Below are 15670 nucleotides of genomic sequence, written 5' to 3'. Positions count from 1 at the left end.
GGCCGTCAGGCGGAGGGGGCCAGGATCTGGCAGGCGTCGATGGGGAGATGGACCGTCGTCACCGCTCCCGGTCCGTAACGCCGCTCCGGCGGCACGAAGGCGCGGATCGTCCGCCCCTCGCCGATGTCGACCAGCACGTCGCGATGCTCGCCGAGATAGGCGGAGCGGACGATCGTGCCGGGCAGGCTGTTGCAGGACAGGCCGCCGTCATCGTCCAGCCGCACCTTGGAGGGGCGCACGCAGAGCGAGACGGAACCGCCGCGCGCCACCCCGCTGCGGTCGGGAGCGGTCAGCACACGGTCGCCGATGCGGATGCTGCCCTCGCCCTCGCCGGTGCCGGGCAGCTCGTTGTTCGAGCCGATGAAGCGGGCGACGAAGGCGTTGGCCGGCCGCTCGAACACGTCCTCGGGCGTGCCGAACTGCTGGACCGCCCCCGCCTTCATCACGGCGATGCGGTCGGCGGTGACCAGCGCCTCCGACTGGTCGTGGGTGACATAGACGGTGGTGATGCCCAGGAGGTCGTGGACCTGCCGGATCTCGAAGCGCATCTCCTCGCGCAGATGGGCGTCGAGGTTGGACAGCGGCTCGTCGAGCAGCAGGATGGAGGGCTCCACCACCAGCGCGCGGGCCAGCGCGACGCGCTGCTGCTGGCCGCCCGACAGCTCGGACGGGTAGCGGTCGCGCAGGGCCTCCAGCCGGACGGTGCGCAGCGCGCGGGTCAGCCGCTCGGCGATCTCGGCCTTGGGCAGGCGGCGGATGCTGAGCCCGAAGGCGACATTTTCGGCCACCGTCTTGTGCGGCCAGACCGCGTAGTTCTGGAAGACCAGCGAGATGCCGCGCCGCTCCGGCGGCAGCACCCCGCGCGGCGAGGAGAGCAGCACGTCGTCGGCCCAGATCTCGCCCTCGGTCGGGCTTTCGAAGCCGGCCAGCAATTGCAGGGTGGTCGATTTCCCGCAGCCCGACGGTCCCAGCAGCGCCAGCAGCGTGCCGTTGGGAACCTGGAGGTCGATGCCGTGCAGCGCGGTGTAGCTGCCGAAGGACTTGCGCAGATTGGTGATGCGGATGCCGCTCATGAGGGAACTCCGGCCGCCGTGGCGGTCTTGCGGGAGGTGCGCCGGGCGCCGGTCAACCCGGCGAGCGGGCGGGCCACCGCCACGAGGAACAGCGTGATCAGGAGGAGAAGGACGCTCATCGCGCAGACGGCTTCGTAATTGCCGCCGTCCTTCGCGTTGTAGATCAGCGTGGTCATCACGTTGGTCTTCGGCGTGATCAGGAAGACGGCGACCGACAGCTCGCGGATGATCGGGATGAAGACCAGGAACCAGCCCGACACCAGCCCGCCGCCCATCAGCGGCAGGGTGATCGACAGGAAGGTCCGCGCCTCGCCGGCGCCCAGGCTGCGGGCGGCGCGCTCCAGCTCCGGCCCGATGCCCTTCAGGATCGACCCGCCATGGGAATAGGCGATGGGCAGGAAGGTGGCGGCGAAGGCGGCGATCAGCAGCAGCGGCGTGCCGTAGAGGTTGAGGGGGGCGCGGGTGTAGGCGGCGAAGAAGCCGACCGACAGGACGATGCCGGGGATGACGATGGGCACCGTCGCCACCGCTCCGAGCAGGGAGGCGCCGACCATCAGCCGCCGCTCGACGATGTAGGCGACCAGCGTGCCGAGCGCCACGCACAGAGTCGCCCCCAGCGTCGAATAGACCAGCGAGTTGACAATGGCGGTGTGGGTTTCCGAATTGCCGAAGATCGCCCACCAGTACCAGTAGAGCGACAGGTTCTCCCAGCTCAGACCCTGGCCCCAGGCACGGGTCAGCGACACCATCAGCAATGCTGCGTAGGGCAGGAAGACCGACACCAGCGGCACCAGCAGGGCGAGGAACAGCGCGGGCCAGCGCCAGCCGCCGAGCCGGATCTGCCGCCCGGCGCGCGTCTTGCCGGAGATGGTGACGTACTGCTTGCGGCCGAGATAGCGGCGGCGCATCCAGAACAGGGCGCCGGTGACCAGCAGCAGTGGCATGCAGTAGGCGGCGGCCAGATAAATCTCCGGCGGGAAGAGCTGGTAGAACTCGGCCAGCTTGGTGGTGACCACCGGAATGCCGGTCGGCGTCAGCAGGAAGGCCGGGACGCCGAACAGCGTCAGCCCCTGGATGAAGGACAGGATGAAGCTGGCGATCACCGCCGGTGCGGCCAGCGGGATGGTGATGCTGACCATCGTCCGCAGCACCCCGCAGCCGAGCGTCGTCGCCGCGTCCTCCAGCTCTACCGCCATCTCGTCGAGCGCGCTCGACACCATGGTGAAGCTGTAGGGGACGGTGTAGATGCCGCAGACGAAGATGGCGCCGGCCATCGAATAGATGTTCAGCGGCGCCCCGGCGCCCTCGCCGGCCAGCCAGCGCCATGCCGTGTTGAGCCAGCCCGAGTTGGGGGCGGCCAGCAGGATCCAGCCGGTGGCGCCGATAAAGGACGGGGTGACGAAGGCGGTCAGCGTCAGGACGCGGATGGTGCGCCGCAACGGCAGGTCGGTGCGCGACACCAGCCAGGCCAGCGGCACGCCGATGCCGACCGCGATCAGCGCGGTGGCGGCGGCCAGGATCAGGGAATTGACCAGCGGTTCGATCAGCTCGGCCGACTGGACGACGCGCGCGTAGTTGTTCAGGGTCCAGGCGCCGGTTGCGTCGTCGTGCAGGCTGTTGAACAGCACCCAGCCGAAGGGCTGGACCACCAGCAGCACCAGGAGAAGGATGACGGCGCCGAGGACCGCCGCCTTGACGAGCGGCACCCGCGCCATGACGGGACGGGATTCGGCGTCGCGGGAACTGGTTGAAATGACCCCCATTGGGTCCGCCTCCCGTTGCCAGGGATGGGCCCTGCGGCCCAGCATGATGGAGTGTTCCCGAACCTGCGGCCGGGTGGCAACCGCCGCCGGTCCGGGATTTGGAACCTTTCGGGGAGGCTAGCGCACCAGCTCCTTCCACTTGGCGATGCCCTCGGCCACTTCGGCGGCGAGGTCGTCGCCGCTGTTGCGGTACCATTTCAACTGGTCCAGCGAGCGGCCCTCGGCCCAGGCGACGTCGGTGCGCAGCGTCGGCCAGTAGTTCTTCGACAGGATGTCGGAGACCTCCTTGGAATAGAGGAAGTTGGTGAACAGCCGGGCGGCGTTGGGGTGGGGCGCCTTCACCGGGATGCCGGTCAGGCCGAGGTTGAGGATGGCGTCGTCGGTTGGCACGCTGACGTCGATGGGGTTGCCCGCCGCCTTCTGGGTCAGCGTGTAGCTGAAGGGCGCGCCGGACCCGACCACGCGCTCGCCGGCCAGGATGTCGGTGACGGTGTCGACGTTGGACTGGCCGACCTTCGGCTTCTGCTGGCCGAAGCGGCGCAGATAGTCGTCGCCGTACTTGCGGCGGATGGCGACCACCCAGCTCGCCACGTCGCCGGAGAAGGCGGGGCTGCCGGTGGTGATCTTGCCCTTCCACTGGTCCTCCAGCAGCGCCATCCAGCTCGTCGGCGGAGCGGAGACCTTGCCCGGCGCGTAGTTGATGCTGGTCAGGCTGATGGCGCCGACATGGTACATGGCGTCCTTGTCCAGCCCCTTGAAGGCGGTGGGCAGCATGGCCGCGTCGGGCGGGTCGTAGGCGGCGAGCGCGCCGATCTTCTTCAGCTCGGTGTAGTGCAGCAGGTTGGTGGTGCCCAGGGAGTCGCACTCGGCGACGCCGTTCTGCAATTCCAGCCGCAGGCGGGTGTAGACGGTCTGCGAGGCCTGGCGGAGAAGCTGGACCTCGATGCCCGGATACTTCGCCTTGAAGGCGTCGCGGATCGCCTCCATCGTCTGCTGCTCGTAGGAGCCCCAATAGAGCGTCAGCGCGCCTTCCTTGCGGGCGGCGGCGTAGAGCGGATCGTCTTGTGCGGCCGCCAGCCGGGCGAAGCCGGTTCCGGCGAGGCCGCCGGACAGCAGCGCCGCCCCGGCCAGTCCACCCGTCTTCAAAAGCCCGCGGCGAGAGATGTCCGTCATGTTCGTCGTCCCTGTTCGGTGTTGCGAGGATGCCGTTTTCGGCTTGGTTGGTTTTCGTGCTCAGTAGTCGCCGGTGGTGGCGCCGCCGTCGGCGACGATGGTCTGGCCGGTGATGTAGGACGCATCGTCCGACGCCAGGAAGGCGACGATGGCGGCGATCTCCTCCGGCTTGCCGAGGCGGCCGATGGGGGTCTTGCCGACCCATTGCGCGCGGATCGCCTCCGGCACGCCTTCGACGATGCTGGTCTCGACCACGCCGGGGGCGACGGCGTTGACCAGGATGCCGCGCCGGGCGCCTTCCAGCGCCGCCGTCCGCGTCAGCCCGACCACGCCGGCCTTGGAGGCCGAGTAGTTGGCCTGCCCGAAGGTGCCGAGCATGGCGGTGGAGGCGATGTTGACGATGCGGCCCCAGCCGCGGTCGCCGACCAGCCGGAAGGCGGTCTGGCAGCCGAGCCACGTGCCGCGCAGGTTGACGTCGAGGACGGCGCTCCAGTCCGCGTCGCTCATCTTCACGAGCGAGCGGTCGCGGACGATGCCGGCGACGTTGACCAGGATGTCGACGGCGCGGAACGGCTCGGGCAGGGCGGCGACGGCGGCGTCCCAGCTCGCCCGGTCGGCCACGTCGAGCTGTACGGCGAAGGCGTCGGCGCCGCCGTCGCGCAAGTCCGCGGCGACCCGTTCGGCCGGTTCCAGCCCGATGTCGGCGACGATGACGGCGGCGCCCTCGGCCGCCAGCCGCCCGCACACCGCGCGGCCGATGCCGCCGCCGCCGCCGGTCACGAAGGCCGTGCGGCCCTTCAGACGATCCTGCCTGCTCATGCCGTCACCTGCCCCTTGACTTGGCGTCCGATGGAGAAGACGTCCTCCCCCTCCTGCACCGTGTCGCCTTTCTGGTTGCGGACGGTGATGCCGACGCGGACGATGCCGCGGTCGGGCTTCGACGCGCTGGGGCGGACCTCCAGCACCTCGGCCTCGTACTGGATGGTGTCGCCGGCGAAGACCGGGCCGACGAAGCGGCGGCGGGTCTCGAGGAAAGCCAGGATCGCCCAGTCGTCGATGGCGGAGCGCAGTCCGGTGCTCATCGAATGGGTCAGCATGCCGTGGGCGATGGTGCGGCCGAAGCCGTTCGCCCTGGCCGCCTCGGCGTCCATGTGCAGCGGGTTGAAGTCGCCGGTCAGCCCGGCGAACCACACGATGTGCGCCTCGGTCACGGTGACGCGGCTGGACAGCGCGCGGGCGCCCGGTTCGATGTCGTCGAGATGGATGGTCTCGGTCATGCGTCGCTCCCTCCTGCGGTGCTGGGGGGCCGGAAAATCGGCAGGCTGATGGTCTCGTCCAGGCGATGGAAGGCGACGGCCAGAGGCAGGCCGGCGCGCAAGCTCCCTTCGGCGATGCCCTCGACCCGCGAGAAGATTGTGACGCCCTCCTCCAACCGGACCAGCGCGCAGGTGTAGGGATCGCCGCGCGTGTTGCCGCGATGGACGACGGAGTAGGAGAGCAGTTCGCCGCGCCCGCTCGCCTCGACCCACTCTGGGGTGGCGTGGGGCGCATGGATGGAGTGGGCGCGCGGGTACCACTGGTACAGCCCGGTCTCCGGGCAGCGCTGAATCAGGAAGCGGCCCTCGCGCGCCGCTTCCCAGAAGGGGGCCGAGGTCTCGTCGGGGATCGGCAGCGTGGTCATTGCGGTCATGGCGACACCTAAACGGCGAGGATGGCGGTGGCGGCGGAGCAGAAGGTGCCGCCCAAGCCATGGGCCAGCGCGACCTTGGCGTCCGGCACCTGGATGCTCGGCGCGTCGCCGCGCAGCTGGCGGACGCTCTCGATCAGGGTGAAGATGCCGCGCTTGCCCGGATGGTTAGAGGAGAGGCCGCCGCCGTCGGTGTTGGTCGGCAGGCTGCCGCCATCGGCCGACAGATTGCCGGCCGCGACGAAGGGGCCGCTCTCGCCGCGTCCACAGAAGCCCAGATCCTCCAGCGCCAGCATCGGCGTGATGGTGAAGGCGTCGTAGATCTGCGCCACGTCGATGTCGGCGGGGGTCATCCCGGCCATGGCGAAGGCGCGCGGGCCGGACAGGGCGGCGGGGGTGGACAGGTCGTCGGGGATCTGGCTGTTCTGGGTCCGGGCGACGGCGGCGCCATAGCCGGCGAGATAGACCGGGCGGCGTTTCAAATCGCGCGCCCGCTCGCGGCTTGTCATCACCAGCGCGCCGCCGCCGTCGGTGACGACGCAGCAGTCCAGCCGGTGCAGTGGCGAGGCGATCATCGGCGAGGCCAGCACGTCGTCCACCGTGATCGGCTTGCGCAGCCGGGCCTGTGGGTTGGCGGCGGCGTGGCCGCGGAAGGTGACGGCGACCTGGGCCAGCTGCTCCGGCGTCGTGCCATAAAGATCCATGTGGCGGCGGGCGAACAGACCGTAGGTCGAGATCAGCGTCGGCGCATAGGGGATCTCGTACTGGCCTGGCCCGGCCGGGAAGACGAAGGGATCGAAGGACGGGGTGGAGAGCGGCCACCAGCGCGGGCAGGCGGCATAGCTGATGACCACCACCTCGGCCAAGCCCATGGCGATGGCGGCGGCGGCCTGACCGGCCTGGAGGATATAGGAGCAGCCGCCGACGTCGGTGCTGTTCACATAGGTCGGCTGGATGCCGATATACTCGGCCAGCTCGATGACGTCCATCGTGCCGCCGCCCTCGGCCCAGTCGCCGGACGCCGCGCAGAGCCCGTCCACATCCGTCAGCGTCAGCCCGGAATCGTCGAGCGCGCCCAGGATGCACTCCATCTGGAGGGCGAAGGGATGGACGCGCGGCGCATCCCGGCGGGGGGACTCATAGGCGCCGACGATGGCGGTCTTGCCCGAAAGCTGCTTCACGCGCTGGTCGTCCTTTCACGGTTGCAGGAGCCCTGGCGCCGACGGTGGGGCGTCGGCGTGCAAAGAGGGTCCATCGAACAAGTATTGGAAGACAGGGCGACGGGGCGGCACGGGGAACGCGAAGATGTCCCGGCGTCCATCATAGAACTCGATCGCCGCCGGTGCGCTGCCGGCAAGATCGAGAATACCGGACACCCTCCGTGTCACAAGCAGAAAAAAGTGTGCGCTCCGGTGCATGGAGCGCACCAATGACCGGCGGTCGTCCGGTGCGTTTGCTGCACCGGATTGGGCCAAACTAAGCGATTGTTTTCGGAGCGCCGCGGCGCAAGCCTTTGGGCATGCCTTTCCCGTCCAAACTCCGGTCGGCGCCTTGCGGCGCGGCCATCTCCGGCCCGGACCACCGGTGCCCGGCAGCCCCGAAGGACCGCTCATGACCAACACGGAAACCCAACGCCGGGACGGCCCGCTGGCCGGCGTGCGCGTTGTCGATCTCACCCACATGTTGGCCGGCCCCTACAGCACCTGGCTGCTCGGCGCGCTGGGCGCCGACGTCATCAAGATCGAGCGTCCGGGCAAGGGCGATTTCACCCGCGTCATCGCCCCCTTCAGCGACGACGAGAGCATTTACTTCATGAGCGTCAACCGCAACAAGCGGAGCCTTACGCTCAACTTGAAGGAGGAGAAGGGAAAGGAGATCTTCAAGCGCATCGTCGCCACCAGCGACGTGCTGGTGGAGAACAACCGGGCCGGCACGATGGACCGGCTGGGGCTGGGCTACGACGACCTGAAGCCGGTCAACCCGAAGCTGGTTTACGCCTCGATCTCCGGCTTCGGGCAGGACGGACCCTACCGCCACCGGCCCTGCTTCGACGTGGTGGCCCAGGCGATGTCCGGCATGATGAGCATCACCGGCGAGCCCGGCGGCCAACCGGCCCGCGTCGGCGCCTCCATCGGCGACATCGGGTCGAGCCTGTTCGCCACCATCGGCATCCTGTCGGCCTTGCAGAAGCGGGCCGCCACCGGGGAGGGCAGCTTCATCGACGTGGCGATGCTGGATTGCCAGCTGGCGCTGATGGAGAACGCCATCGCCCGCTATCTGAATGCCGGCGACGTGCCGCGGGCGCTGGGCAGCCGCCATCCGCTGATCGCCCCCTTCCAGTCCTTCCCCACCGCCGACAAGCCCATCGCCGTCTGCGTCGACACCAACGAGCAGTGGGAACGGCTGGTCGGCGCCATGGGGCTGCGCCATCTGCTCGCCGACCCGCGCTTCCTCACCGGCTCCCTGCGCAACGCCCACCATGCCGAGCTTGAGCCGCTGCTGATTCCGGTCTTTGCCGGCCGCACCCGCGACGAGTGGCTGGAGCGGCTGGAGGCGGCGGACGTGCCGTCCAGCCCGATCAACAGCGTGGCCGACGCGCTGGTCGATCCGCAGGTGGTCCACCGCGGCATGGTGGTGGAGGTGCCGCCGAACTCCGGCAAGCGCTTCGCCGCCGTGCCGATCCACATGCAGGGCGCTCCGCTGGCGGCCGAGGCCCCGGCGCCGCGGCTGGGCGAGCACACCGACGCCATCCTGGCCGAGCTGGGCTTCGCCGCCGCCGATATCGAGGCGCTGCGCACCGCCGCGGTGGTGTGAGGATGGACGGGCGGATGCCGAAGGAGGGGGGCGGAAACGGGGCGCGTGCGGTGCTGGCGAAAATGCTTCATGATGGCATCGGATCCGCCCCGTTGCACACCGCCCCGCCTTCCGCACCGATGACCCAGCCCCGCATGGCGCGCCGCCTTCCTCCGCTCCTCGCGCTTCGCGCCTTCGACGTCTTCGCCCGGCTGGGCACCGTGCGCGCCGCCGCCGACGAGCTGGCGGTGTCGCACACCGTGGTGTCCCGCCACATCCAGAACCTGGAACAGTCCGTCGGCGTCAAGCTGGTGACCAAGTCGGGGCGGGGCCTGTCCCTGACCCGCGAGGGCACCCGCTTCGCCGCCCAGATGCACCGCGCCTTCGATCTGATCGCCGACGCCAGCAACGAGCTGCGCAACGGCGGGATCGAGGCGGTGCACATCTGCTGCCTCGCCGGTCTGGCCTCGCGCCGCCTGCTCGGCCGGCTGCCGGATTTGGAAGTGGCGATGGACGGGCGCGAGGTGATCCTGCAACCGACCTCCGCCCGGCCCGATTTCAGCCGCGGCGAGGCCGATGTCGAGATCATGTATCTGGAGGATGGCGCCGCCGCCGTCGCCGAGGGGCTGCGCGCCGAGATGTTCGCCAAGCCGCGCATCCTCGCCATCGCCAGCCCGGAGTTCAAGGCGCGCTATCCCGACGTGCGGACCGCCGCCGATCTGGTCGGGCTGCCGCTGATCCACGAGCAGTCCACCGGCATGTGGGAGGCGTGGCTGGAGGAGGCCGGTGTCGGCGACCTGCCGCGGCTGCGCGGTCCGCGCCTGTGGCAGGCCCATCTGACCATCGAGGCCGCCCGGCTCGGGCGCGGGGTGGCGCTGGTCAGCGACCTGCTGGTCATCGACAATCTCGCCAGCGGCGAGCTGGTGGAGATGGTGCGCAGCGACGTCACCATCGGCGGCTATTACCTCATCGCCCCGGCGCAGAAATGGAACACGCCGGTCATCGCCGCGATCCGGCAATGGCTGCGCGACGTTTTCCCTCCATCGGAGGCCCCGTCGACCTCCTGATAGGCCGATCTCCTGAATTTCACCATCCGGGGCGGCGCCGTCCGGCTCCCGGCCATCGCGGAACCCGACCATGTCCCACACTCTGCCCAACCACTCCCTGTTCGACCATCTGCTGAACCCGGCCACCGACCCGGCCCGCCTTGCCATCGAGACCGCGGACGGCGGGCGCCTCACCCGTGGCGATCTGCGCGCCGCCACCGGCCGCATGGCGAACGCGCTGGTCGCCGCCGGCGTGCGTCCCGGCGACCGCGTCGCCGTGCAGGTCGAGAAGTCGGTCGAGGCGCTGGTGCTCTACCTCGCCTGCCTGCGGGCCGGGATGGTCTATCTGCCGCTGAACACCGCCTACACCCCGGCGGAGCTGAGCTATTTCGTCGGCGACGCCGAACCGGCCCTGGTGGTCTGCGATCCGGCGCGTCTCGACGCCACCACGGCGCTGGCCGGGGCCGTCGCGGTGCGCACGCTGGACGCGCGCGGGCAGGGCAGCCTGACCGAGGCGGCGGCCGGACAGCCGGAGGAATTCGCCACCGTCGCGCGCGGGCCCGACGATCTGGCCGCCATCCTCTACACCTCGGGCACCACCGGACGGTCGAAGGGGGCGATGCTGACGCAGGAGAACCTGCTGTCCAACGCGCGGGTGCTCCAGTCGGAATGGCGCTTCGGGCCGGACGACGTGCTGCTGCACGCCCTGCCGATCTTCCACACCCACGGGCTGTTCGTCGCCTGCAACCTCGTGCTGCTGTCCGGCGCCTCGATGGTTCTGTTGCCGCGCTTCGACCCGGCCGACGTGCTGGCCCGGCTGCCGGCCGCCACGGTGATGATGGGGGTGCCGACCTTCTACACCCGTCTGCTCGGCCAGGAGGGGCTGACGTCTGAGGCCTGCCGGTCGATCCGGCTGTTCGTTTCCGGCTCCGCCCCGCTGCTGGCGGAGACCCATCGCGCCTGGGAGGAACGCACCGGCCACCGCATCCTGGAGCGCTACGGCATGACCGAGACCGGCATGCTGACCTCCAACCCCTATGATGGCGACCGCGTGGCCGGCACCGTCGGCTTCCCGCTGCCGGGCGTCGAGCTGCGCATCGCCGACCCGGTGACCGGCGTGCCGCTGACGGATGACGCCATCGGCGCCATCGAGGTGCGCGGCCCCAACGTCTTCAAGGGCTACTGGCGCATGCCGGAAAAGACGGCGGCGGAGTTCCGGCCGGACGGCTTCTTCATCACCGGCGACCTCGGCCGTGTCGACGGGCGGGGCTATGTCCACATCGTCGGGCGCGGCAAGGATCTGATCATCAGCGGCGGCTTCAACGTCTATCCCAAGGAGGTCGAGGGCGAGATCGACGAGCTGCCCGGCGTGCTGGAAAGCGCCGTGATCGGCATCCCCCATCCCGATTTCGGCGAGGCCGTCGTCGCCATCGTGGTTGCGGACGGCACCGCACCGGTCACCGAGGCCACCGTCGCCGCCGCCCTGAAGGACCGGCTTGCCCGCTACAAGCAGCCCAAGCGCGTGGTGGTGGTGGACGAGCTGCCGCGCAACAGCATGGGCAAGGTGCAGAAGGCGCAGCTTCGCGATACCCACGCGGGGGTGTTCGGATGAGCGGCGCCGCCCTGCCGCCGCTGCCCACCGAAATCCTGACCTCCGGATCGTTGCGGGTCGCGGAGGAGTGGATCGACCTCTACGGCCATATGAACATGGCGCGCTATGTCGCCCTGTTCGACGAGGTCGGCTATGCCCTGCAAGAGCGCTGGGGCTTGGGGGAGACCTATACCGGCGAGACCCGGAAGGGGCTGTTCGTGGTCGATGTCGCGGTCAGCTACAAGCGGGAGCTGACGGCCGGCACGCCGCTGATGCTGGCGCTGCGGCTGCTGGAGGCCGACGCCAAGCGGATTGTCAGCCTGATGGAGCTGCGCCGCGCCGACGACGGCACGCTCGCCGCGACGATGGAGCAGCTGTCCGTCCACGCCGACCTGACGACGCGGCGGGTCGTCCCGTTCGAACCGCCGGTGGCGGAGCGGCTGCGTGATCTGGCGGCTGTCCATGGCGCACTGCCGCTGCCGGCCGGTCACCGGCGCCGGCTGACCTGCCAGGGCTGAGACCGGACTCCGGCAGGAAATTTGCTGGCTATCAAAACAATACTGCCGCATGCAAGCTGTCCCGCATTGGGAAGTCGTTGTCGGTGGGCGCAGTATGGTCGGTCGTCTTGGCGTTTGGGTGGTGCGGACGGTGGCGGGCATGGTCCTGCTGCTGCCGGGTGCCGGGGCTTCCGGCCAGGAGCTGCCGGGCGGTGCGGAGGCGATCACCGTCCTGACCTCCTTTCCCGCCGCCTTCTACGAGCCGGTGCGCGACGCGTTCGAGCAGGCTTATCCCGACCGGCGCCTGCATGTGATCAACACCAAGACGACCGCGGCGATCACCCAGTTGCAGGATCGCGTGGCGAAGGACGTCGACCTCTTCTGGGCATCTGCTCCCGATGCCTTCGAGGTGCTGAAGGCCGCCAGACTGCTGGCGCCGGTGACGCCGCGTAAGACCGGCGCCCCGGCGACCGTCGGCAACCAGCCCATCGACGACCCCGACGGCCTGTACCTCGGCTTCGCGCTGTCGGGATACGGGCTGATCTGGGACCAGTCCTATCTGGACCGCCATGGCCTCGCCGCGCCGCGCCGCTGGGAGGATCTGCGCCGGCCCGGCTATGCCCGGCATCTCGGCATCACCTCGCCGTCGCGTTCCGGCACCATGCATCTGATGGTGGAGACGGTGCTGCAACTCCATGGCTGGGAGCGCGGCTGGGCGACCTGGCTGGAGATCGCCGGCAATCTGGCGACCGTGACGGCGCGCAGCTATGGCGTGGTGGAGGGCGTCGGCAAGGGGCGCTTCGGCATCGGGCTCGCCATCGATTTCCTGGGGCAGGGGACGAGGCCGGAGTCCGGGCCGCGCGAGGGCGGGGAGATGGGAGGCCGGACGCCGGACAACGGCAATCTGCGCTTTGCCTATCCGGCCGACAGCGTGTTCCTGCCGGCCAGCGTGGCGATCCTGCGCACCGCCCCCAATCCGGCCGGCGCGAACCTGTTCATCGATTTCCTGCTGTCGCCGGCCGGGCAGGCCCTGATGCTGCGCCCCGACATCGGGCGCCTGCCGGTGCGGCCCGACGCCTACGCCGCGGCACCCGCCGGCTATCCGGCCCCGTATGCGGGGGAGACCGGCGACGACCTGTTCCTCTTCGACCGCGCTTTATCCGGCCGCCGCTATGAGCTGGTCAATCTGCTGTTCGACGAGCTGATCACCTTCCGCGTGAAGACGCTCAACCGCGTCTGGCACCTGATCCATCAGGGCGAGAGCCGTCTCGCGGCCACGCCCGATCCGACCGCGCGCGACCTGCTGCGCACGGCCCGCGAGGCGGCGACGGCGGTTCCGGTCGACGCCGCCCAGGCCATCGACCCGGCCTTCTCCACCGCCCTGCGCCGGCCGGCGCGCGGCATGCCGGTGTCCGCCCGGCAGGGCGAGCTGGAGGAGGAATGGCGCGCCTTCTCGCAGGACCGGCTGGAAACGGCGCTGTCGGCGGCCGAGCGCGCGCTGGTGATCCTGCGCGCCGCGGCCGGCGAAGGGGTCTGGCCGTGAGCGCGCTGGCGACACCTTCCGGCACCTTGGCAGCAGGGCCGGGCAACGGCACGGGCAGGCCGCGCTTCGGCATCCGGGCCCGGCTGTTCCTGGCCTTCGTCGCGGTCGCCACCCTGTCGGTGGTGGCCTGTGCGCTCGGCTGGCTGTCCTACGACCGGCTGGGCGGCACGCTGGACGAGTTCGCCGAAAGCCACCTGCCGGCCTTGGGCGTCGCCGCCAAGCTGGCGGAGGAGGGCGGCGCCATCATCGCCACCGCCCCCATCCTGGCCGGCAGCCGCACCGAGGACGAGATGGACGCGATCCGGGACGCGCTCGGCCGCCGCCTGACCACCCTGAGGGCGCTGACCGGCGCCATCGAAGGCGGCGTTCCCGGCCTGCGCCCGGTGGTGGACTCGCTGGGCCGCAATCTGGCGGCGCTGGACGGCACGGTGCGCCAGCGGCTGGCGCTCGCCCGCCGAAACCAGGAGGCCATCGAGCGGCTGCGCTGGCTGCATGCCGATTTCCTCGACGAGATCGATCCGCTGGTCGCCGACGCCCGCTTCAACATCCAGAGCGCGCTTGCCACGGTGGAGAGCGGGAAGCCGTCGGCCGATGCCGTCCGCATCCTGCGCGAGGAGAACCGGCGCAGCGAGGCGCTGTTGCAGATCGGCGCCAACGGAAACCTTGCGGTCGGGCTGGTCGCTAGGGCGGCGACGCTCGCCACGGCGGAGCTGCTCGACGACAATGCCGGCTTCCTGGACGAGACCGCCGACCGGCTGCAACGCGACCTAACGGCGCTGACCGGCTGGGCGGACGGCGTCTCGCTGCGCCAACTGGTGGGCCAGCTTCTCGACCTCGCGCGCGGGGCCGACGGCAGCGTGCCGGCGCTGCGCCGGGAGGAGCTGGAGACGGCGGCGCGCGGACAGGCCCTGCTGGCGGAGAACCGCGACATCGTCGCCCGGCTGAACGGGCTGATCGCCCGGCAGGTCCAGGCGGTGGAGCAGGATTCCCGTGCCGCCGCCGCGCGCTCCGCCGGGGCGGTGGCGTTCGGCCGCTCCGCCCTGCTGGCGAGTGCGCTGGTCAGCCTGCTGGTGGCGGTGCTGGTGGCCTGGCTCTACGTCAACCGCAACCTGATCTCCCGACTGACCCGGCTGGGCGATGCCGCCCGCGCCATCGCCGCCGGCGACCTCAAGGCCGACATTCCGCTCGGCGGCGGCGACGAGCTGTCGGACATGGCGGCGGCGCTGCTGGTCTTCCGCGACACCGCCATCGCGGTGGAGGAGGCGAACGCCCAGGCGATCATCGACAATGCCCAGGCCGGGCTGGCGATCACCGACGCGCAGGGCGTGATCGAGTTCGTCAACCCGCTCGCCGCCGCGCTGATCGCGCCGCCCGACGGCCGGGACGGGACGGGGGAGGGCGAGGGGGACGCCGGGCGTCTCGCCGACCGTCTGGACGCGGAGGCCGCCGCCCGCGTCGCGGCCTTCTTCGCCCAGGTGCCGGTCGCCCAGATGCCCGGCGGGAGCGACGGTCCGGCGCCCACCCTGTCCATCCTGGCGACCGGGCGCCGGCCGGACGGCGGCGCGGTTCCGGTGCAGGTCGGCGTCCGTCCCTTCTGGCGGCGCCAGCGGCAGCGCTTCATCGTCACCCTCACCGACATGACCGAGCGGCTGGAGGCCCAGCATGTGCTGGAGCGCACGGTGCAGGAGCGCACCACCGACCTGCGCGCCACCAACGACCGGCTGGAGCGCGCCATCGCCGAACACCAGCGCACCGAACGCGAGCTGCGCGAGGCGCAGGCGGAGCTGGTGCAGGCCGGCAAGCTGGCGGCGCTCGGCCAGCTCGCCGCCGGGGTCGGGCACGAGCTGAACCAGCCGCTGGCCGCCATCCGGTCCTACGCCCACAACGGCCGCAAGCTGATCGGTTTGGGCCGGGTGGAGGAGGCCGAGGGCAATCTCGGCAAGATCGCCGACCTGACGGCCCGCATGGCGAACATCACCAACCATCTGAAGCGTTTCGCCCGCCGTCCCGACAGCCGGCTGGGTGCGGTGGAGCTGGCGCCGGTGATCCAGGGCGCTTTGTCGCTGTTCGGCAACCGCCTGCGCGAGGAGGCGGTCGCGGTCGAGCTGGCGCTGCCGGATGCCGACCCCGCCTCCGGCACGCCCTTGCGGGTCCGCGCCGAGGAGGTGCGGCTGGAGCAGGTGCTGGTCAATCTGCTGAGCAACGCGCTGGACGCCGTGGCCGGCGCGCCGGTCCGCCGCATCCTGATCCGCGCCGAAATCGTGGAGGATGGGGAGGAGGGCGCCGCCGTCCGCATCGAGGTGCGCGACAGCGGGTCCGGCATCGCCGCCGATCCGGTCGCCCAGATCTTCGACCCCTTCTTCACCACCAAGCCGGTGGGGACGGGGCTGGGTCTCGGCCTGTCGATCTCCTACAACATCGTCCGCGACTTCGGCGGCGTGCTGTCGGTGGCCGAGAGCGGCCCCGATGGAACCGCCTTCGTCCTCACCTTGACCCGCGCGTGA

13 protein-coding genes are annotated in these 15670 nt (G+C 70.5%); 6 read left to right on the top strand and 7 right to left on the bottom strand.

Annotation, left to right across the window (positions count from 1 at the left end):
• Positions 1-5: 5 nt before the first annotated feature.
• From ABNQ39_RS21960 to ABNQ39_RS21930, 7 genes are all read right to left on the bottom strand, one after another.
• Entirely contained in the window at positions 6-1073 is a 1068-nt protein-coding gene (locus ABNQ39_RS21960; RefSeq protein WP_376960518.1) for an ABC transporter ATP-binding protein, read from the bottom strand.
• Positions 1070-2836, bottom strand: a complete 1767-nt coding sequence (locus ABNQ39_RS21955; RefSeq protein WP_376960516.1) for an ABC transporter permease — start codon at positions 2834-2836, stop codon at positions 1070-1072. The genes ABNQ39_RS21960 and ABNQ39_RS21955 overlap by 4 nt, the downstream gene beginning before the upstream one ends.
• A 117-nt stretch (positions 2837-2953) precedes the next feature.
• Positions 2954-4009, bottom strand: coding sequence for an extracellular solute-binding protein (locus tag ABNQ39_RS21950; RefSeq protein WP_376960514.1), 1056 nt, complete (start codon positions 4007-4009; stop codon positions 2954-2956).
• A 60-nt stretch (positions 4010-4069) separates the two neighbouring features.
• Entirely contained in the window at positions 4070-4828 is a 759-nt protein-coding gene (locus tag ABNQ39_RS21945; RefSeq protein ID WP_376960512.1) for an SDR family oxidoreductase, read from the bottom strand.
• Positions 4825-5286, bottom strand: coding sequence for a MaoC family dehydratase (locus ABNQ39_RS21940; RefSeq protein WP_376960510.1), 462 nt, complete (start codon positions 5284-5286; stop codon positions 4825-4827). Before ABNQ39_RS21940 ends, ABNQ39_RS21945 begins: the two co-directional genes overlap by 4 nt.
• Positions 5283-5699, bottom strand: a complete 417-nt coding sequence (locus ABNQ39_RS21935) for a Zn-ribbon domain-containing OB-fold protein (RefSeq protein ID WP_376960508.1) — start codon at positions 5697-5699, stop codon at positions 5283-5285. The genes ABNQ39_RS21940 and ABNQ39_RS21935 overlap by 4 nt, the downstream gene beginning before the upstream one ends.
• A gap of 8 nt (positions 5700-5707) precedes the next feature.
• Positions 5708-6877 (bottom strand): thiolase C-terminal domain-containing protein, encoded by a 1170-nt coding sequence (locus ABNQ39_RS21930; RefSeq protein WP_376960506.1) that lies wholly within the window; start codon positions 6875-6877, stop codon positions 5708-5710.
• 430 nt (positions 6878-7307) lie between these two features.
• Here ABNQ39_RS21930 and ABNQ39_RS21925 point away from each other — a divergent pair, with 430 nt between their 5' ends.
• The 6 genes from ABNQ39_RS21925 to ABNQ39_RS21900 all read left to right on the top strand — a co-directional run bounded on the left by ABNQ39_RS21925 (position 7308) and on the right by ABNQ39_RS21900 (position 15670).
• Complete coding sequence (locus tag ABNQ39_RS21925) at positions 7308-8510, top strand: CaiB/BaiF CoA transferase family protein (protein ID WP_376960504.1); 1203 nt, start codon at positions 7308-7310, stop codon at positions 8508-8510.
• A 134-nt stretch (positions 8511-8644) separates the two neighbouring features.
• Entirely contained in the window at positions 8645-9556 is a 912-nt protein-coding gene (locus ABNQ39_RS21920) for a LysR family transcriptional regulator (protein ID WP_376960502.1), read from the top strand.
• Between the two features lie 70 nt (positions 9557-9626).
• Positions 9627-11147 carry a malonate--CoA ligase gene (locus tag ABNQ39_RS21915; RefSeq protein ID WP_376960500.1) on the top strand — a complete coding sequence of 507 codons (1521 nt, stop codon included), beginning with the start codon at positions 9627-9629 and terminating at the stop codon, positions 11145-11147.
• The gene (locus tag ABNQ39_RS21910; protein WP_376960498.1) at positions 11144-11644 is read left to right on the top strand and encodes a thioesterase family protein; all 501 of its coding nucleotides are present in this window, start codon (positions 11144-11146) and stop codon (positions 11642-11644) included. Before ABNQ39_RS21915 ends, ABNQ39_RS21910 begins: the two co-directional genes overlap by 4 nt.
• Before the next feature lie 94 nt (positions 11645-11738).
• Positions 11739-13166: an ABC transporter substrate-binding protein gene (locus tag ABNQ39_RS21905; protein WP_376960496.1), complete on the top strand. Its 1428-nt coding sequence runs from the start codon at positions 11739-11741 to the stop codon at positions 13164-13166.
• On the top strand, positions 13163-15670 hold the full coding sequence (locus tag ABNQ39_RS21900; protein ID WP_376960494.1) for an ATP-binding protein: 2508 nt from the start codon (positions 13163-13165) through the stop codon (positions 15668-15670). Before ABNQ39_RS21905 ends, ABNQ39_RS21900 begins: the two co-directional genes overlap by 4 nt.

The organism is Azospirillum sp. A26 (assembly GCF_042604635.1).
Classification (GTDB): Bacteria; Pseudomonadota; Alphaproteobacteria; order Azospirillales; family Azospirillaceae; genus Azospirillum; species Azospirillum palustre.
The sequence above is the reverse complement of the archived record's forward strand: the minus strand, read 5'-3'. Positions and strand labels throughout refer to the sequence as shown.